Consider the following 18,538-nt stretch of genomic DNA (forward strand, 5'->3'; position numbering starts at 1 on the left):
CTCGCCTCCTCTTTTCACGATCCGGAGTCCCCGCATTCCCCTTCTTTCTCTCCTTCATGCTCTCCGATTCCCTCGCCCTCCACCCTCTTCCCCTCTTCTTCGGATGACGCCAGGGTCATCATCCGCGGCATCCCGCCGCCCGACGCATAAAGCGTCGCGCAGTTTTTCCCCCGCGTCTTCGACGCATAGAGCGCTTCGTCCGCCCGCCGGATGAGCTCCTGAAGGTTCCGGGCGTCGTCCGGAAAGAGGGCCGCCCCGATCGACACCGAAAGCGGATGCTCCCCGTCCTCCAGCAGGAGGGTCGCCCGGGCCAGCCGCCGCCGGAGCTCCCGAAGCCGCGCCGTCACCGCCTCCCGATCGAGACCGCGCAGGATGAGCAAAAATTCATCGCCTCCGTAGCGGTAGGCCTGCACCCGCTCATCCTCCATCCGCCGGAGGAGCTCCGCGATGAGGATGAGCAGCCGGTCGCCGGCCGAATGGCCGTACCGGTCGTTCACCCGCTTCAGGTCGTCCGAGTCGACCATGACGAGGGCGACCGGATGCGCCGCCGCGTCCCGGAGCGCCGCCCGGAGGTCCCGTTCGAACGCCCGGCGGTTTTTCAGCCCGGTGAGCTCGTCGTAATACGACAGCCGCTCGACCTCCTGAAACAGCTCCGCCGATGCCACCGCCGCGATCATCTGCCCGCCGATGATCTCGAGCAGCCGGATGCTCTCTTCGCCGTACGCGGCCGGTCGGGTGCTCTGGACCGACACCACCGCCTGCGCCCGGTCTTTGTAATAAAGCGGCACAAAAAGCGCCGACTCGATCCGACTGTCCGCCTCTCCCCAGCGGAGGTGCGGCGTGCCGGCGATCTCCTCCGCCCGGCGGAACAGAAACGGCCGGCCTTCCCGAAGCGCCAGCCCGACAAGCCCCTGGCCCGGCCGGAGCGTCACCGGGTCGTACCGCCGCCCTTCCTCGACGAAATACGGCACCGTCACCCGCTTTTTCCGGTCGACGAGGGCGACGAAAAACACGTCCGCCGGAATAAGCCGCGCCACCGTCCGGTGCACCTCGGCGTAGATCGCCTCCGGATCAAACGTGCGGAACAGCTTGAGCGAAAGCCGGAAGACCTCGTCGGCGATGGCGTTTTGCGCCTTCAGGCGGTTGAGCTCCTCCTGGATGAGATGCAGCTCCGACAAAATCGGCAAAAACGCCTCCCGCATCACCTCCCGGCCGTCCGCCGTCGGCTCGAACGCCGTTTCCCGAAGCAACGCCTGGCCGAACTCGATGAGCGGCGACGCATCGCCGGTCCGGCGCAGACGGCTGAGCGCCTCCCGAAGCCGCCCGAGCCACATCGCCCATTCCGTCACAGGGGGTCCCTCCACCGTTACCGCCCTTCGCTCGGGCCGCCCGTCATCGACTGTGCGCCCTGCCTCTCCGGCGCCACCGCCGTCTGCGACGGGACATACGCCCACAGGGCATCGAGGGTCCCGACGCGGGCTGGCGGCAGGGCGGCGATCATTCTCCGGCCGTACCGTTTCGTGAGGAGCCGCCCGTCGAGGAACACGACGGCCCCGCGATCGTCTTTCGTCCGGATCAGCCGGCCGATGCCCTGCCGGAGGCGGAGGAGCGCCTCGGGGAGGAAAAACGCCGTAAACGGATCCTGTCCCGACCGCCGGAGCGCCCGTTCCCGGGCCCGGACGCGCGGATCTGCCGGATTGGCGAACGGAAGTTTCGTCACCACTACGCACACCAGCCCGTCTCCGGGCAGGTCGATCCCCTCCCAGAACGTCTCGTTGCCGAACAAAACCGCCCGCGGCGACGCCCGGAAGCGGGCGACGAGCGCCTCCCGGTCCGCCTCCGGCGTGTGCAAAAGGAGATCGATTCCCTCGCCCTCCGCCCACGGCCGGAGCATCTCCCCGACGGCGCGGATGTGGGCAAAATTCGTAAAGAGGGCAAGCGTCCGCCCGCCGGTTTTTTCCAGCACCTGTTTCAGCGCTTGGGCGACGTAGGCGAGATACGCTCCCTCTTCCCGGGGATCCGGACCCGAGCGGCTGAAGACGTACAGCATCTGCGACGCCGTGTCAAACGGGCTCGGAAGCACCAGCGCCGTCGCCGACGCCCCCAGGCCGAAAGCGTCCGCGACCGCCCGGCGATCCGCCTCGTTTCGGCCGTCGGGAAAAAGCGTCGCCGAGACGATGATCGGCGGCACCTCCTGAAAAAACGGCGCGAGGATCTCCCGGGCCTCGATCGGCTCCCCGTGCAGAGAGAGCCACCGGGCTCGGGCGGAAGGGATCGCCCCGTCGATCCACGCTGCCCCCGGCGGCATCGTCCGCTCGACCCAAAAAGCCGTCGTCCCGTCCGCCGCCTCCGTCGCCCGATCGAGGAGCGCCACCACGCCGGCGATCTTTTCCTTAAGGCGCCGAAGGCCCCGAATCGTCGGCTCCTCCCACTCTTCCGCCGCTTGAAGCCGGTCGAGGTACTGGATCAAAGCCTCGGCCGCCGCCCGGTCGCCCCGCGGCACGGCGATCGGCCCCTCAATCGGTCGGGCCTCTCCGAAAGCCGCCGGACGCTCCGCCGGACGTTCCCCCGCCGAAACCGGCGCTCCGCCGGGGAACCCGGAAGAGGGAGGCGACGGCGGAAACAGCGCCGCTTCGAGGGCGAGAAAGACGTTCTCCAGCGCCGCGACGAGCCGGTCAAAGAGCCCGCGGACCTCCTCCATCACCGCCGGCGAAAAGACGTCTTCCATCCAGCTCTGCCGCCTTCGTTCGATCTCCCGGAACCACCCCTCCACCCGTTCGATCGAAACGCTCGCGGCAAAATACCGCATCGCCGCCTCCGGCACGCGGTGCCCCTCGTCGAGGACCAACCGGTCGTACTTCGGCAGCACGGCGCTTTCCCCGGCCGCCCGGAGGGCGAGATCGGCAAACACGAGGGCGTGGTTGGCGACCAAAAGGTGCACCCGCCCCCACGCCCGGCGGGCCTGCTGGATGAAACACCGGTCATAATGCGGGGACAGCTTCTGGTGGCAGTCCTCCGCATCGCCGGCGACCTCCGCCCACACGTCCGGTGGCACCGACACGCCGAGGGTCCGGCGCTCTCCCTCCCCGCCGGCGGCCAGGGCCGCCAGGGCCGCCGACCGAAGGCGCTCCGCTGCCGCCTGAAGGGCCCCTCCCTCCCGACCGGCCCGCTCGACGAACCGGTCGAGCCGCCGGAGGCAGACGTAATGGCTCCGCCCCTTGGCAAGCGCAAAGCGAAAGTCCTCGACCCCGACCGCCTGAAGCGCCCGGGCGACGAGGGGGAGGTCTTTTCCGATGAGCTGCCCCTGCAGCGTGAGCGTCTGCGTCGAGACGACGACGAGCTCCCCGCTCCGGACGGCATAAATGGCCGCGGCGACGAGATACGCCAGCGACTTTCCCGTCCCCGTCGGCGCTTCCGCCAGAAGCGGCCGACCGGCGAACAGATGCTCGAGCACCGCTTCGGCGAGTTCCACCTGCTCGCTCCGCCGCTCGTATCCCGGAAGCAACCGGCCGAGCGGGCCGTCCGGAGCAAAAATCGCCAAAAGCGTCCGGCGCGCGGCCTCGTAGGCATCCCGTTCGCCGGCGGCGCCCACCTCCGGCCGCTCGCCGGCGACCTTACGTTCCATCGTCCCGTCCCTCCTCGCGGGGCGCGCCGGCGTTCCCCTCGGCGGCCGGGCCGGTACCGGCCGCGCTCAAACTTCGAAGCTCTGCCGACAGGCGCTCGATGTCCCGGCGGGCCATCTCGACGAACGATGGGTCGAACTGTTCCCGGGCCGCCTGATAGATGTCGAGGGCCCGGTCGATCGCCGCCCGAAGTTCGACTTTGGCCCGCTCCGGATCGAGGCGGGGGTCCCGGGCGTCCCGGTAGGCGACTCGAGCGTACCATTCCGCCTCTTCGACCCCGTCGAAGTCAAGCACGACGTCGATCGGCGCATCGTCGTCCACCATGGCGGCGATGAATAGAATCGGATCGGGGATCGGCACCCCCCGAATAAAGCCCTCGTAAAGCACCCGGGGCCAGAGGCCGCTCCGGCGCGTCGAAAGCTTGACCCCGATATCGGAAAACTCCAGCGAACGCATCAACCGGACCCGTTCCAGCCGTCCGGCCAAAAACGAAAGCAGCGCGAGCCGCCCCGGGTCCTGCACTCCCGTCTCGACAAAACGGCGAATGGCTTCCCATTTGGCCTTCCGGTTGCTGCGGTCGGCCATGTCGTCACCTGCCAACCTTCATGCGTAGCCGCTCGTCCTTGCGTCGTTGCTCGTCACTTCAATTTATTTTAGCATAAAAAAGAAAGAACGGCGCATCCGGACGCGCCGCTTCTTCCGCCCACCCTCTTCAAACCTGGACGTGCTTCAGGGCGTCCACCGGCCGGAGCGCCCCGCGGGCCGCCGCCACCGCCGCCCCCGTCTCGTCGAGCGCGTCGACGGCCGCCGTCACGAGCGCCTTCGCCGCGATGAGCATCGCCCGCTCGTCGATGTCGAAGCGCGGATGATGATGCGGATATTCGGCGCCGACGCCGGCATTTCCGGCGCCGGTAAAGAAAAACGTCCCCGGGACCTTCTGAAGGTAATAAGCAAAATCTTCCCCGCCCATGCTCGGCGGCACCTCCACGACCCGCGCCGGATCGTACACCGCGCGCATCGCCTCGGCGAAGCGCACCGTCACCGCCGGATCGTTGTGGACGGCGTCGTACCCCCGCTCGTAGCGCACCTCCGCCCGGGCGCCGAAGGCCGCCGCCTCCGCTTCCGCCAGGCGCCGGATCTCCGCCTCCACCTGGGCCCGGACCGCCTCGTCGAACGTCCGCACCGTTCCGGTGAGCACCGCCCGTTCGGCGATGACGTTGAAGGCGGTTCCGGCGTGAAACGTGCCCACGGTGACGACCGCTTCTTTCAGCGGATCCACCCGCCGCGCGACGATCTGCTGCAGTTTGACCACGAGATTGGCCCCGATCAGCAGGCTGTCGATCGTCTGGTGCGGCGCGGCCCCGTGCCCGCCCCGGCCGGCGATCTCGATCGTGAAGGCATCGGCGTTGGCCATGGCGTAGCCCGCCCGGTAGCCGATGACGCCGACCGGAAGCCCCGCCCAGAGGTGCGTCCCGAAGATGACGTCGACGCCGTCGAGCGCCCCGTCTTCGATCATCGGCCGGGCGCCTCCCGGCGCCACCTCCTCCGCGAACTGGTGGATGAGGACGACCGTCCCCGGGAGGTCGGCCCGCCGCGCCGCCAGCACCTTCGCCACCGCGAGAAGCGTCGCCGTGTGGCCGTCGTGGCCGCAGGCGTGCATCACCCCCGGGACCGTCGATCGGTAGGAGACCGTCTTTTCATCCTGGATCGGCAGCGCATCAAAATCCGCCCGAAGCGCCACCGTCCGGCCCGGCCGTCCCCCTTCGATCCGGCCGACGACCCCCCGGCCGCCGACGCCGGTTCGGACCGATACCCCGAACGAGCGCAGCGTCTCGGCGACGAACGCCGGCGTCGCCTCTTCGTGAAACGACAGTTCCGGGTGCCGATGAAGGTGCCGCCGCCAGGCGACCATTTCACCGAACAGCCCGTCCAGCGCGGCATACAGGTCTTTCAGCATCGCCGTCCCCCTTTCGCCTCCGCCCGCGACCGCCGCCTTCCGCCGGAGCGGACCGGCTTCGCCCCGGACGTCCCATCGCCGAATCGAATCAAAGGAGGGCAAACATGCGCATCGTCATCGCCGGAGGAAGCGGCCTCATCGGCCGCGACCTCACCCGATCGCTGCTGGAAGACGGCCACACCGTCCTGTGGCTCACACGAAATCCGCGCCTTTCCGACCGGGCGGTGATCGCCGCCACACCACCGGCCGAGCGGACAACCCTCTCGCCCTCCGGATCGGGCGCCTCACTCCCCGGACCGATCCCCGTCTCCTGGCTTGCGGCCGACGCCCGACCGGAAGACGAACTCGAGCGCTACGCTCCCCTCGACGCCGCCGTCAACCTCGCCGGAACCACGATCGACGGCCGCTGGACGCCGGCCAAAAAGCGGCACATCCTCGAAAGCCGTCTTCGGGCGACCGACGCGCTCCTCGAACTCCTCGAGCGCCTCCCCGCCGAAGCGCGACCTCGCATCCTCATCAGCGCCTCCGCCGTCGAAGCCCGCCTCCCCGTTCCCCCGGAAGCCGAAACGGGCCCCACCGAAGCCGTTCTCCGGGAGCGCGGACTTTCGTTTCTCGCCGCCGTCACCCGCCGCTGGGAGACGGCGGCGGGCCGGGCCGAAGCCCTCGGCCTTCGCACCGTCTTCGCCCGCTTCGGCGTCGTCTTCGCCAGGGAGGGAGGCGCCTTCCCTCGCCTCGTGCTTCCGTACCGCCTCTTTGCCGGCGGACCGATCGCCGGCGGCCGGGCGTGGGTCTCGTGGGTGCACATCGCCGACGTCGTCGGCCTGATCCGCCTCGCCCTGGAGGACGACACCGTCGCCGGTCCGCTTCACATCACCGCCCCCAACCCGGCCACGATGGAAGCGATCGGGCGTGCCGTCGCGGCGCGACTCCGGCGGCCGCATTGGCTCCCCGTGCCGGCCTTCGCGCTCAGGCTCGCCCTCGGCGAGATGAGCGACCTCCTCATCCGGGGCCACCGCGTCCTCCCGGAAGAAGCCCTCGCTCGCGGCTATGCGTTCCGCTTCCCGACCGTCGAAACGGCGCTTCAGGATCTCCTTTCGCCATCGCCGGCGGGATCGGGCACACCGGCGTGAACGTTGGCGAAAGCCTCCCCGCGTTCTTCTGTCATTTTACCGAAACCGTCGCTCACTGTCACCCATCGCCCCGTCCGGGGATCGAGCACCCGAAGCCTGAGCCAGCCTCCCTCGACGGGCGCCCGCACTTCCGGGTCGACGGCGAGGATCGCTCGAACCCGCTCCGGCGGCGCCTCGATCAAGACGAGCGGCCGAAGCGGTCGATGGACGAGCACCTCCCCGAGTGCCACCGACTGCCACGGAAGCCCCGGCAGGAGGTCGCTTCCGTTCCCCTGCATGACCCCGATCCCGCCCAACACCGTGAGGGTCGTCTTATCCCCGCCGCCGAACCGGCCGGGAACCGCCGTTGACAGGAAATACTGCCACCCGATCGCCCGGAAAACCCCGCCGGGGCCAGCGAGAAGCGCCTGGAGCGCCGCTCCGGTGGAATCCGCTTCCCAGTCGTAGCTCAGCAAAAACACCGTTCCGCCCCAATCCGCTCCCGCCGTCAGCGTCCGGCGTCCGATGACGAGGCCGAGATGGCCCGCAAGGCCCCACTCCGGCCGCACCTCGGCAAAGTCCGCCGCCCGGCGAAACGCTTCCTCCGGGTCGGGAACCGGCTGGCGGCGGGCCCGGCCGGCCCGGGCGGCCGAAAGGGCCGCCTCAAGATGCGCCGAAAGGCGCTCATGGGCCTTCCGCGCCGGCCCTGAGACCGGCGGCGCCGTCAGCCACGCCCAGCCGTCCGTCGTCGTCTCGTGCTCCGCCGCGGCAAACACCGTCTCCGGCGGAATCGCCACGCCGCGGGCCGAAAGCGCCGCCCGCACCGCCGGATCGTTGAGCGCCTCCGCGAGCGCCCACGCGTTCCACCCGCCGCCGGTGCCGCCGCAGGCGCCGCACTCCAGCGCCGACGCGTGAGGGTTGTTCACCGAGCGGCTCCGGTGACCGACGAACACGACGTACGGCGCAAACCGCCGTACGCCGGCCGCTTTGAACAGCCGCTCCGCTTCGCGGGCAACGGCTTCCGGCGAAAACGACCGGATGGCCGCCCTCCCTCCTCCGGCAAACGGCGATCTCTCCCGCCCGGCGCTTCGCCGGACGCTCCACGCCCAGGCGGCCGACCCCTCTCCTCCGGCGACCGACGACCCCTCCTTCCCGAACTCCCGTCTCCGGGCGCTCCACGCCCGAATCACCGGCCCGACACTGCGACGGGCGGCCTCCAGCGCATACGCAAGCCCTGTCAGCTCGGGAGCGGCAAACCCCGCCAGCGGATCCCCTTTCATCGCCTCTTCGGCCCGGTGAAGCGCCCGTCGAGCCGCCGCCGGCCCGTCGTCCTCGACCCGAAGGATGCCGATCGGCGCGACGCCCGGCGGCGCCGCCAAGTAGCCGTTCGGCCCCTCCGGCGTGACGACCCAGAGCGGAAGGTGGAAAAACCCCGCCACCCCCACCGTTTCGATCCTCCCATCGCCCGCCTCCTCGAGCGCCCGGCGGAGGGGCTCCGATCGGGCATCGAGGCAGAAAAAGAGCTGCACCTCCGCACCGCCTCCCCACGGCATCCGCCGATCCCGTCCGGCACCGGTGACCGTCAGGCGGCCCGCGATCCGCTCCGTGAGCGTCTCCTCCCAGGCCGAAAGCCACACCAGCCGACGGCCGTAGGCGAAAAACCGCGCCCGCGGCGAAAGCCGCGCTTTCCTTTGGCCTCCCCCATCCGGCGCGACAAAAAACGACGCCGCCCCGACGGCGTCGGCGATGAGGAGCCGGGCGGCGAGGTAATGAAGAAGCGCTCCCGCTTCCCCGTGACGCTCCCGCCAGGCGAACATCCCCGCCCACCCCGGCAGCCGGAGCAGATGGCGGATGAGCACCGCCCGGGCCGCCTCCGACCGATCCGGCCAGAGGCCGAGCCGCCGAAGGCCGTAGGCGAGGGCCGACGGCGCCGTCTCCGGCCACGCGGCGATGCTCCGGTGCGCCTCCGGAGAAAGATCCGGGTCGACCGCCGCAAGCGCCCGCACGGTACGATAAAAATCCTCCCGGACGGGGAGGGGGAGAAGGGCCCCATCCGCCCCGAGCACCGCCTTGGCCCACCGGATGACGAGCCGCTCCAGGCGCTCCTCCGGCCGCTCCCGCCGCCGCTTCAGCCCCTGCTTTCGGCCGTCCCCCGATCGAGCCCACCCCGATGCCGCCGCGTCGGCACCCGCCTCCGAACGAATCGCTTCGACCGCCGTACCGGCGCCCATCGCCGCACCATCCCCTTCGGCATCCGCCGCCGGTCGAACCGCCGGCGCCGCTTCCGGCGCCGCCCCCGCCGACCACGGCAGGGACGCCCAGAGCCCCTGAAGCGCCACCGGCGGCGTCCCCCGGGAACGCTCCCAAGCCGCATAGCGAGAATAGGCCGCCCAAAGCGCCTCCGGAGCCACCTCCCCGGCGGCCCAAGCCGCCCGGAGCACGGCCTCCGGCGGAAGCAGATCGACGCCGTAACGCTCGAACGCCTCCGCCACCACCTCCGCGAACGGCCGTCCTTCCAGACCGCCGAGCGGTTGCCGGGGCGCCCAGGTGGCCAGGGGCCAGAGCGGCGCGATCCAGGCCGCCGCCTCCCGGACGAGCGCGGCGAGCGCTTCCGCTTCCTCCGAGGCGATCCCCCTCGGCGCCGCCGCGCCGGCCCTTTCCCCGGCCCACGCCGCGCCTCGATCCCCCGCTTCGGCGACCGACGCCTTCGCCGAGACGGTTCGGTCTTCTAACGCTTCGACCGTCTCGAACGCGCCGACCGAATCCGGTGCTCCGACCCGGCCGATCGCTTCCTCCGTCGGCGTCGCCGACCGCTTGTCGCTCATTGGTTTGCCTCCTTTCGCCACGGATCGTACGGCCCGACCGCCATCGACGCCGGCCGCGGCTCCCCCAGCCGCACCAGCCCGACATACAGCCGGAGCCCGAGACGATTCGAAAGCCGCCGTCCGCCGTCCGAAAGCGCCGCGAGCCAGGCCAGCGCGCCTAGGGCGTACAGGACCAAGGCCAGACCTTCCGCGAAGGGGCGAACGGCCCCTTCCCCGACCGCCGGTTCCAGGACCCGCCCGAGCCCTTCCCGAGCCAGCACCGAGATGACCGCCGGGAAAAGAAGCCCCGTTCCCAGGGCGACGGCTGCCCGTCCCGGCCGGCCGCTCATCTCCCGTACGAGGAAAACCGCTGTCCCGGCCAGAAAAAACGCCCCCAAAAGCGCCCCCGGCCCGTTCGGCCCGAAGCGCCAGGTCGCCCAGAAGACGACGGCGCCGGCGACGACCGCCGTCCAGCGCCCGACGACCGCCCGCCGGCCGTCCGGCGCCGCCGTTCGCCCGAATCCGTCTCCGGCGCCGCCGTTTTCGGCCGCCACCGGCCGCCGGGCATCCCGGACCCGGTCCTCCCCGAACGGAAGCGAAGCCCGCTCCGGATACGCCGCCGTCCCCGGCGGCCGAACCGCCTCCCCCGCCCGGAGAAACAGCGTCGCTTTAAACCAGCCGTGAAACAAAAGATGCAGCACCGCCGCAATCGACGCCCCGAGCGCCGCCTGCGTCATCATGAGCCCCATCTGGGCCATCGTCGATGCGGCGAGCTTTCGCTTCACGTCCACCGCCACCGCCATCATCCCGAAACCGAGCATCGCCGACGCCCACGCCCAGACGATGACCCCGTCCCACACCGCCTCGACCCCCGGAGAAACGGCCGTCGCCCCTTCCCCGAAGGCGAGGCCGCTCCAGCGGGCGAACAAAAGCCCTCCGGCGTTGACCACCCCTGCGTGCAGCACCGCCGAAACCGGCGTCGGCGCCGCCGGAGACGCAAGCAGCCAGCGGTGAAACGGATAGGCGCCCGCCATCGCCATCGCCCCGACGGCCAGCGCCCCCCAAAGCGCCGCCGCCCCGGGGCCGGCCGCCGCGACGCGCGCCATCTCCTCGAGCGACCACGATCGCGCCAGATCCGCACTCCCGACGACCGCCGCGACCACCGCGGCCCAGGCGATTCCGAAGGTGGCCGCCGCCTCCCGGAACCACCTGGCCCCATCCGGCCGCTCACGCCGGAGGGCGATCAGCGCGAGCACCGCCGCCGCCGTCGCCGTCCAGCCGAAGAGAAACAGCCGCCCGTCCCCCGCCAGCCAGGTGAGCGATACCGCCAGCGACACGAACGAAAGCCCCGCCAGATGTTCCGCAAAGCGCCGGTCTCCCCGCAGATGGTGCCGGGCATAACGCTGCAAAAGAAAATTCATCCCGGCGGCATGCGCCGCAGCAACCCATCCCAGACGGTCCAGAAGCCACGGCCCGACCGTCACCGCCTCCGCCGGCGCACTCCCCACCCCGCCGAGGGCGGCGATCAGGGGGAGTGCCTGCAGCCGAACCTGCCAGGCCGCCCACCGCTCCTCCGGAAACGTTCCCGCTCCCGGCCCCGCCCCTTCGTCCCACGGCAGGGGAGCCAGGAGCACGGGAGGGCGCCGGCGGCCGATCCGCCGAATCTTGATCAAAAAGGCAAGCGTATAGCCGCCGGACGTCCCCCATGCCAGCACCCACAGCCAGAACCAAAGCCCGTTCACCCGGCCTCTCCCCTTCCGGTTCAATGCTTTCGGCTCGCTTGTTTTTTCGTTGCCGCCTCACCCGGACGCGATGGGCCAAACCCACCGCATGTTCCGCGTGATCGAACCGACGGCAAACGCCCCAAGCGGTCCGCCGCCGATCGCAAAAGAAAAACCGGCGAAACCGCCCTCGCCCCACGGTCCCCGGACCGTGTGACCAAGGCGCGGCTTCGCCGGTTTTCTTCCGACCCGTCCGCCCGGCGGATGGTCGGAAGGCTCCCGGACCGCGCTTTTCCCGGTTTCCGTCCCGTCCGCCGCGGCGAAAGTCCAACCCTCGACCGGATCAAACGGACGGCGACCGGGAAAAGCGGCCGCCTTACGGCTTGTTTTCCCGTTCTCAAAACCGTTCTGCAACCGTTCCGCAACTCATGGACAAATATCCCAATTAGGATACCGTCCCGGTTGCTTCCTGCTTCATCCACCGGCACTGGCCGAAGCCTGCAACCTCCGATGTCCACAGGCGTCACTTCCCGCCAAACTAGCGGTATGATTCGTGACAATCTACTTTTGATCCGCCGCGATGCGTATACAGCGAAGTGCGGAACTCGCGATAGGGCCTTCGATCGCGGCCAGGGCGTTTTTTCCTCATCGGAGCTTGGTTTTTGCTCCCGGCTGTAGCGCGCTCGTCACGCCGGCCTCCGCAAAACGGCGAACCGTCCGCCTGCCGGTCAACCGTTCTCCCGATCTCCGGCCCCCGCCCCGTCGCCGAACCCGTCGCCGTTCATAAGCCGCCGCTCCAAATCGTCGTTCAGGCGGAAGACGATGATCCGTTCGCCGGTTCGGGTGCTGAGATCGGTATGGAGGCTCCGGACGGGCATGCCGGTCAGCCGCTCGATCAGCGAACAAAGCGCCTCGGCGCCGGATTCCAGAAGGCGGTTTCGCATCACTTTGACCGCCTGCCGGCCTTCCTCCGTTTCGCAGAGGGCCTGTTCCGCCGGCGTGAGCGTCACCTTCAGCGAGACAATGATCATGTCCCGCACGATGTCCGTCTTCGCCGCCGTCGACCCCCGGCCGAGATACTCCTTTTCCCAGCGCGTGAGCGCCTTGCTGATCTCCGCTTCCAGCCAGCCTTTGGTTCGATTCATCTCGGTTGGCCATTATACCGGAAAAAACGGCAGGCCACAAGAGGGGGGGAGCCCTTTGAAGGACGAGCCCGACGGCCAGCACGTGATCAACATCCCGCTTCCCTTTTCCCCTCGACGGAAGCTTCCGGTCGAAACCGCCTCTCAGCGATCACCCAGTGGTAAATCCTTTCCGCGTCTTCCCGTGCGAAAAGCGGAAGTCGAACCGTCGTTTCGTCGCCGAACGCCCGAACCCGCGCAAGGTGATCGGCCGGCGCGACGAGGGCGATCACGTCCGGCCACGTAAGGGCCGCCGGAAGATCGTCCGCCGACCGGAGCAGGGCAAGCTTCGGCCCCGGCGCCGTTTTGAACCCTTCGACGAACAGCCAGTCCGCCCCAAACGCCCGCGCCAGGGGCCAGAACCGCCGGGCGGGCGCCTCCGCTTCCGCCGGCGCCGGGAGCGCCTCCGCTCCGGTCGGGTTCCAGTACAAAAGCGCCCCTTCCGGCGCCAAAAGCCCCCTGAGCACCGCCCCCGCCGCTTCGAACGCGGCCGTGTCCTTCCTCGGCCGATCGGGCGGCACCGCCCCCGCATGAGCGTGGTGCTTGATCACCGCCGCCCGGATGCCGTCAGCCGCCGCCCGCTCGATCAGCCGCGCGATGAGCGTCGTCTTGCCGCTTCCGGAAAAACCGGCGACGTGCACGATGCGCTCAATCCGCCCCGCCTCGTTCCGAACCACAGCAGCCCCTCCGCCGGACATATCCGGCCCGCTCCGTCGGGCCGATCTGGCCACGGTCTTTCAGTCAAGCGCGTCCAACACAAAAAGACGCACCGCCGCCCCTTCCGGAAGCCCCTCTCCCGGCGGCACCACCATCAGCCCGTTTGCCGGCGCGAGCTCGGCGATGTGGGAGGAGCGCCCGCGGCCGGTCGGCCGGACGACGAGCCGCGGGCCGTCGAAGCGATAGCGCACCGGGACGACCCGCGGCAGCTTCGACCGGCGGCCGAAAGGCACTTCAAGCGTCGCCTCCGCCTCGGGCATGCGGGCCCGTTCCGGCGGTACCCCGAGGGCGGAGAGGACAAACGGCCGCACAAACAAATGAAAGCCGACAAAACTCGCCCCGGGGTGCCCCGCCAGCGCAAACAGCATCGCCCGCCCCAGCCGGGCGACCGACGTCGGCTGCCCCGGCTTCATCTGAAGCCGGCTGAAAAGCACCTCCCCGCCCAGCTCGGCGATGAGCGGATGCACCCAGTCGTAATCCCCGTCCGATACCCCGCCCGTCGTGATGAGGACGTCGTACCGGTCGACAAGGAGGCGAAACGCCGCCCCGAGCGCCTCGGGCCGGTCCGGGACGATGCCGTACCGATCCGCCGGAACGCCGAGCACCCGAAGCGCCGCCACGAGCATCGGCGCGTTCGAATCGTAGATCTTACCCGGCGCCGGCGGCACGCCCGGCTCGAGCAGCTCGTCGCCGGTCGAGATGACGACCACCCGAGGCGGCCGAAAGACGGCGACGGAGGAATAACCGTACGCCGCGAAAAGCGCGATCGCCCCGGACCGAAGCCGCTCCCCGGGCGAAAGCAGCCGCTCTCCCCGCCGCACGTCTTCCCCCGGTTCGATGACGTTTTTCCCCATTTCGATCGGTCGGCGAACGACGATGGCGGCGGAGGGCGCCTCCGCCCGCCGGCCGCCCGACCCGCGGCTTTTGGCCGTGAAAAACACCTCGGCCTTCCCGGCCTCCGAGGCGCCGACCGCCTCATCCCCCCCGTCCGCCGGCGCTTCCGGCTCGACGTGCTCCAGCATGACGACGGCATCGGCGCCGTCTGGCACCGGCGCTCCCGTCATCACCCGGACCGCCTCCCCGGGGCCGACGGGTCGATCAAGCGGCGGATCGCCGGCCTGCACCGTCCCGACGACCCGAAGCCGGATCGGGCGATCCGCCGCCGCCCCTAAGACGTCCTGCGACCGCACGGCATAGCCGTCGACACCGGAACGCCGGAAGGCCGGCACGTCGGCCTCCGCCACGAGCGGCTCCGCCAAAATGCGGCCGGCGGCCTCGGCGAGCCCCACCCGCTCCTTGAGCGGTGGCGGCACGTGCCGAAGGATGCGCGCCAAAGCTTCCTCCATCGACACCGGCGTCCGTTCCACCGGCCTCCCTCCTCATCGGTCAGCATCCTCGAACGTTCAGCCTCCCAGACGCTGATCCGGCGACCGAGCCCCATCGGCCCCGGACCCTTCGAGATCCTCGCGGCGAAAATCGCCGCTTTTTCCGCCGCTTTTTTGCAAAAGCCGCGTCGGGCCGATCTCCATCCACCGGTCGATCGCCTTGACCATGTCGTAGACGGTGAGCGCCGCGACCGACACCGCCGTGAGCGCCTCCATCTCGACGCCCGTTTTCCCCGTCGTCCGGACGTCGGCCCGGATGACGAGCCGATCCGGCGGCTCCGGCAGAAACGAAAGCGAAACGCCGGTGATCGGGATCGGATGGCACATCGGGATGAGCTCCCACGTCCGCTTCGCGGCCATCACCCCCGCCACCTGCGCCGTCTCGAGCACCGCCCCCTTCGGCCCGCCGCCGGAGAGGATCGCCTCGAGCGTCTCCGGCCGCATCCGGAGCGTCGTCTCCGCCACCGCCCGGCGGTCCGCGTCGGGCTTTTCCGAAACGTCGACCATCCGAGGACGGCCGCTTTCGTCGAGATGGGTGAGTTCCACCGCCATGCCCCCTTTGCCCGCGACGGGTCTGCCCGCGCTTTGCCCTCTCGCGCTTCGTTCGGGCACCGATTCATGGGCGCCACGGACCACCTACGGCGCCTCGCCGAGCGTCACCAGCCGCTCCTTTCGTTCGCCGGCATGGTAGTACGTCACCTTCACCGTGTCGCCGATCTTATGCTGAAAGAGCGTCTGCCGGAAGCTCACTTTGTCGTACACCGGCCGGTCGTCGAGGGCGACGATGACGTCGTAGGCCGAAAGTCCTGCCGCCTTCGCCGGCCCCTCCGGCATGTCCCGGATGAGGACCCCTTCGTGGACCGTCGGCGGAAGCTTCAAGCTCCGGTAGATGTCCTCGGCGACGTAGGCCAGGCCGACCGGAACGATGCCGAGGTCCGGCCGCCGGACTTTGCCGTACTGCTCCAGCTCCGCAGCCACCGCCTGTGCCAGATCGATCGGAATGGCAAAGCCGATGTTCTCCACCCCCGGCTCGACGACCTTGGCATTGTTGATGCCGATCAGTTCCCCCCGGAGGTTAAACAGGCCGCCACCGCTGTTGCCGTAGTTCATCGCCGCGTCGACCTGAAGCACGTCGAGCTCCCAGTCCGGCTCCGCCCCGTCGCCAAAATAGATGGGGAGCTTTTGATGCAGGCTGGAGATGAAGCCGATGTTGACCGTGTCGGCATAGATCCCCAGGGCGTTCCCGGCGACGATCACCATCTCCCCTTTTCGCACTTTGGCGGAACTCCCCAGGACGGCGACCTTGTCCACGTACCGCTGCGGGATGCGCAGAAGCGCGAGATCCGTATAGGGATCGACGCCGACCCGCTCCGCCGGGACCGTTTCCCCGTCGCCGGTGGTGACGTCGATCCGGTCCGCTCCTTCGATGACGTGGTGATTCGTCAAAAGATACGCCATCCCTTTTTTCCGGGCGATCACCACCGCCGAGCCCGACGAGCCGTCGTCACCGGCTTTCTTGTGCCGGTACGCGGTCACCCCCACCACGAGGCCCTCGATGTCCGCCACCGTCTGGACGATCTGCTCCGAGGTCGAAAGCGGCGCCGTCGGCAGCGACGCCGAAGGCTGCGAGGGGCCGCCCTGAATGAGCATCGCCAGCCGAAAACCGATGAACCCCGCCACCAAGGCGATCGCCACCGCACCGGCGATGATGAGCCACCGGCCGCCGGACCGCCGTCCCCCGCCAAAGAGCCGTTCCCAGGTCTTCTCCCCCATGGCCAACCCTCGCCCCGCTCCATGCGCCAACTCCGGCGCCATCCAGCCTCTCTTTACTTTAAATTCATTATAACATATCTGCCCGGGCAGGGGACAAACGAAGGCCGCCCGCCGTGACCCGCCATCCCGCCAAAACGGTCCTAAGGTGCCGGAGACCGCACCATAAAGCGAAACGGATCGCGATCGGCCTCGGCCACGACGACGTCGACGCTTTCGGGTGCCGCCGTTTCTTGGCCGGTCCGAACGGAATGCCCTTCACCGTCCCGATCCCCTGCGCCGGACGGCGCTCCCGATCGGGATGGGTGGCCGGATTCGCCCCCGTCCGCCTCGGCGAGGAGCGCCCGAAAGCGCCCGGCAAAATGCGGCGCAAACCACTTTTCCATGTGGTGACCGCCGTCGATGACCGCCAGTCCGAGCGCCTCCGCCTCCCGGGCGTCGTGATAGCCGACGTCCCCGGTGATGAGGACGTCGGCGCCTCGGGCGGCCGCCTTCGGAATCGCTCGGGCCCCGCTTCCGGAGTAGACCGCCGCCCGCGTCACCGGGCGCTCCGGATCGCCGACGATCCGCACGCCCTCCAGGCCGAACCGCTCCGCGACCAGCTCCGCCAGCGCCGCCAGCGTCATCGGCGCCCGAAGCCGGCCGATCCGCCCGAGGCCGTACGGCCGCCCTTCGTTCGCCAGCGGATAAAGATCGTAGGCGACCTCTTCATAGGGATGGACGGCCAGCATCGCCTGAAGCACGGCGTCGAGCCGCCCCGCCGGCACGATCGTCTCCAGCCGGATCTCGTCGGCGCGGGTGAGTTCGCCGACCTTGCCGAGAAACGGATCGGCCCCTTCCCGGGCCCAGAACGTCCCGGTGCCCGGCGTGTTGAACGTGCAGTGGCTGTAATTGCCGATCCACCCGGCGCCGGCATCGCCGATCGCCTGAAGCACCGACTCGTGGTGACTCGCCGGGACGAAGACGGCGAGTTTGAAGAGCGCTTCCCGACCGGTCACCTCGAGCACGTCCGGCGCCTCCAGGCCGACCCGCTCCGCAAACACATCGTTCAGGCCGTCGTCGGCGGCGTCGGCGTTCGTATGCATCACGTAGACGGCGACATCGGCCTGAAGAAGCCGGGCCAGCGCCCGCCCGTCGGCCCGGTCGGTCCGGATCGTCCGGGTCGGCCGGTAGAGGGGATGATGATGCACGACGAGAAGGTCGATCCCTCGGTCGAGCGCCTCCTCCACCACCGCCGGCGTCGCCTCCAGGGCAAACATCACCCGCCGGACCGGCCGGTCCTCCCGGCCGAGGGCAAGCCCGATCGGGTCGTCCCGAAGCGCCCGCTCCGGAGGCGCGATCCGTTCCAAAAGTCGCACGGCCGTACGCACATCCATCCTGGCATCCCCCCAGTTCGATCGGTTGGCCCGCCGATCATCGGCGATCGCCTGCGGCGCCGACCGTCTACGGGCCGAAAACGGCATCGATGCCGCCGCAGACCCGGAGGGCCGCCTGCAGGCGGGCGATCCGCGCCGCAAGGGACTCCCCTTTGACGCGTCCCGCCGCGCTCGGCGCCGAGCGAAGCGCGGCGGCGAGCCTTTCCCAGCGGGCGAGTTCCCGACGCCAGTGAGCGCAGAACGCCTCCGTCGGCCGCCGGAGGAGGTGCGGTCCGAGCCAGAAGGCCACCTCCGGCGGCACCGGCAGACCGGCGTACGGCGCCCGGCCGTCGCCCCGGCGAAAGGCGACGATTTCGTAAGACCGGCCGCCGGCCCGGACGACGTCTTCCGCCCAAAGCTCCATCCCCGCCCCGTAGCCAAACGCCCTGAGCGGCCGCGCCGGCGTCTGAGGCTGAAACACCCACAGCGGATAGGTCACCCGCTTCTCCCCGGCCGCTTTGAGCATCGCGACGATCCGCTCCGCCCCCAGGCCGGCAACGACGACGACGTCCACCTCTCCCGGCCGAAGAGGCGAAAGCCCGTCGCCCAACCGAAGCTCGATCCGATCCAGAAGCCCGTGCCGGACGACGTTGGCCCGCGCCGCTTCCAGCGGCCCGGGGCGGAGGTCGGTTGCGATGACGGACGGGCTTTTTCCCGAAGCGACGAGCAGGATCGCGAGCTGTCCGTGGTCGGTGCCGATGTCGGCCACCGTCCGCCCGGGCGGGACGAACGCGGCCACCGCCCGGAGGCGCGCCGCCCGAGCCGCTTTCTGATCTGGCACGGTCCCTCGTCCTCTCCTAAGACGCGCATCGAATCGACCGCACCCGTAAGACGCTTATCGAATCGACCGAATCCG

At 69.8% G+C, this 18,538-nt stretch carries 14 protein-coding genes; 1 reads left to right on the forward strand and 13 read right to left on the reverse strand.

All coding sequences use genetic code 11. The features are described from left to right. Positions 1 to 14: 14 nt before the first annotated feature. From K2M58_RS07685 to K2M58_RS07700, 4 genes are all read right to left on the reverse strand, one after another. Positions 15 to 1,349: a GGDEF domain-containing protein gene (locus tag K2M58_RS07685; protein ID WP_220677077.1), complete on the reverse strand. Its 1,335-nt coding sequence runs from the start codon at positions 1,347 to 1,349 to the stop codon at positions 15 to 17. 17 nt (positions 1,350 to 1,366) lie between these two features. Beyond that, positions 1,367 to 3,625 (reverse strand): ATP-dependent DNA helicase, encoded by a 2,259-nt coding sequence (locus K2M58_RS07690; protein ID WP_220677078.1) that lies wholly within the window; start codon positions 3,623 to 3,625, stop codon positions 1,367 to 1,369. Continuing rightward, positions 3,615 to 4,208, reverse strand: coding sequence for a hypothetical protein (locus K2M58_RS07695; RefSeq protein WP_220677079.1), 594 nt, complete (start codon positions 4,206 to 4,208; stop codon positions 3,615 to 3,617). Before K2M58_RS07695 ends, K2M58_RS07690 begins: the two co-directional genes overlap by 11 nt. 127 nt (positions 4,209 to 4,335) lie before the next feature. Beyond that, a complete protein-coding gene (locus tag K2M58_RS07700) occupies positions 4,336 to 5,580 on the reverse strand; it encodes an amidohydrolase (protein WP_220677080.1) in 1,245 nt (414 codons plus the stop codon). A gap of 104 nt (positions 5,581 to 5,684) precedes the next feature. On the opposite strand from K2M58_RS07700, the gene K2M58_RS07705 reads away from it, so the two are divergent. After that, positions 5,685 to 6,710 carry a TIGR01777 family oxidoreductase gene (locus K2M58_RS07705; RefSeq protein ID WP_220677081.1) on the forward strand — a complete coding sequence of 342 codons (1,026 nt, stop codon included), beginning with the start codon at positions 5,685 to 5,687 and terminating at the stop codon, positions 6,708 to 6,710. Here the strand turns inward: K2M58_RS07705 and K2M58_RS07710 are convergent. From K2M58_RS07710 to K2M58_RS07750, 9 genes are all read right to left on the reverse strand, one after another. After that, the gene (locus tag K2M58_RS07710) at positions 6,662 to 9,514 is read right to left on the reverse strand and encodes a putative inorganic carbon transporter subunit DabA (protein WP_220677082.1); all 2,853 of its coding nucleotides are present in this window, start codon (positions 9,512 to 9,514) and stop codon (positions 6,662 to 6,664) included. The genes K2M58_RS07705 and K2M58_RS07710 overlap by 49 nt on opposite strands. After that, positions 9,511 to 11,235: a proton-conducting transporter transmembrane domain-containing protein gene (locus K2M58_RS07715; RefSeq protein ID WP_220677083.1), complete on the reverse strand. Its 1,725-nt coding sequence runs from the start codon at positions 11,233 to 11,235 to the stop codon at positions 9,511 to 9,513. The genes K2M58_RS07710 and K2M58_RS07715 overlap by 4 nt, the downstream gene beginning before the upstream one ends. 707 nt (positions 11,236 to 11,942) lie before the next feature. Further along, positions 11,943 to 12,359, reverse strand: a complete 417-nt coding sequence (locus K2M58_RS07720) for a Na-translocating system protein MpsC family protein (RefSeq protein ID WP_220677084.1) — start codon at positions 12,357 to 12,359, stop codon at positions 11,943 to 11,945. An 86-nt stretch (positions 12,360 to 12,445) separates the two neighbouring features. Beyond that, complete coding sequence (locus K2M58_RS07725) at positions 12,446 to 13,072, reverse strand: molybdopterin-guanine dinucleotide biosynthesis protein B (RefSeq protein WP_220677085.1); 627 nt, start codon at positions 13,070 to 13,072, stop codon at positions 12,446 to 12,448. A gap of 60 nt (positions 13,073 to 13,132) precedes the next feature. Further along, the gene (gene glp, locus K2M58_RS07730) at positions 13,133 to 14,479 is read right to left on the reverse strand and encodes a molybdopterin molybdotransferase MoeA (protein WP_220677086.1); all 1,347 of its coding nucleotides are present in this window, start codon (positions 14,477 to 14,479) and stop codon (positions 13,133 to 13,135) included. A gap of 36 nt (positions 14,480 to 14,515) precedes the next feature. Further along, complete coding sequence (gene moaC, locus K2M58_RS07735) at positions 14,516 to 15,049, reverse strand: cyclic pyranopterin monophosphate synthase MoaC (RefSeq protein ID WP_220677087.1); 534 nt, start codon at positions 15,047 to 15,049, stop codon at positions 14,516 to 14,518. An 84-nt stretch (positions 15,050 to 15,133) separates the two neighbouring features. Continuing rightward, positions 15,134 to 16,312, reverse strand: a complete 1,179-nt coding sequence (locus K2M58_RS07740) for a S1C family serine protease (protein ID WP_220677088.1) — start codon at positions 16,310 to 16,312, stop codon at positions 15,134 to 15,136. Positions 16,313 to 16,410: 98 nt separating this feature from the next. Further along, the gene (locus tag K2M58_RS07745; protein ID WP_220677089.1) at positions 16,411 to 17,643 is read right to left on the reverse strand and encodes a Nif3-like dinuclear metal center hexameric protein; all 1,233 of its coding nucleotides are present in this window, start codon (positions 17,641 to 17,643) and stop codon (positions 16,411 to 16,413) included. A gap of 67 nt (positions 17,644 to 17,710) precedes the next feature. Then, entirely contained in the window at positions 17,711 to 18,463 is a 753-nt protein-coding gene (locus tag K2M58_RS07750; RefSeq protein ID WP_220677090.1) for a tRNA (adenine(22)-N(1))-methyltransferase, read from the reverse strand. Between the last annotated feature and the right edge of the window lie 75 nt (positions 18,464 to 18,538).

It is taken from the genome of Hydrogenibacillus sp. N12 (genome assembly GCF_019645935.1).
Classification (GTDB): Bacteria; Bacillota; Bacilli; order Thermicanales; family DSM-22653; genus Hydrogenibacillus; species Hydrogenibacillus schlegelii.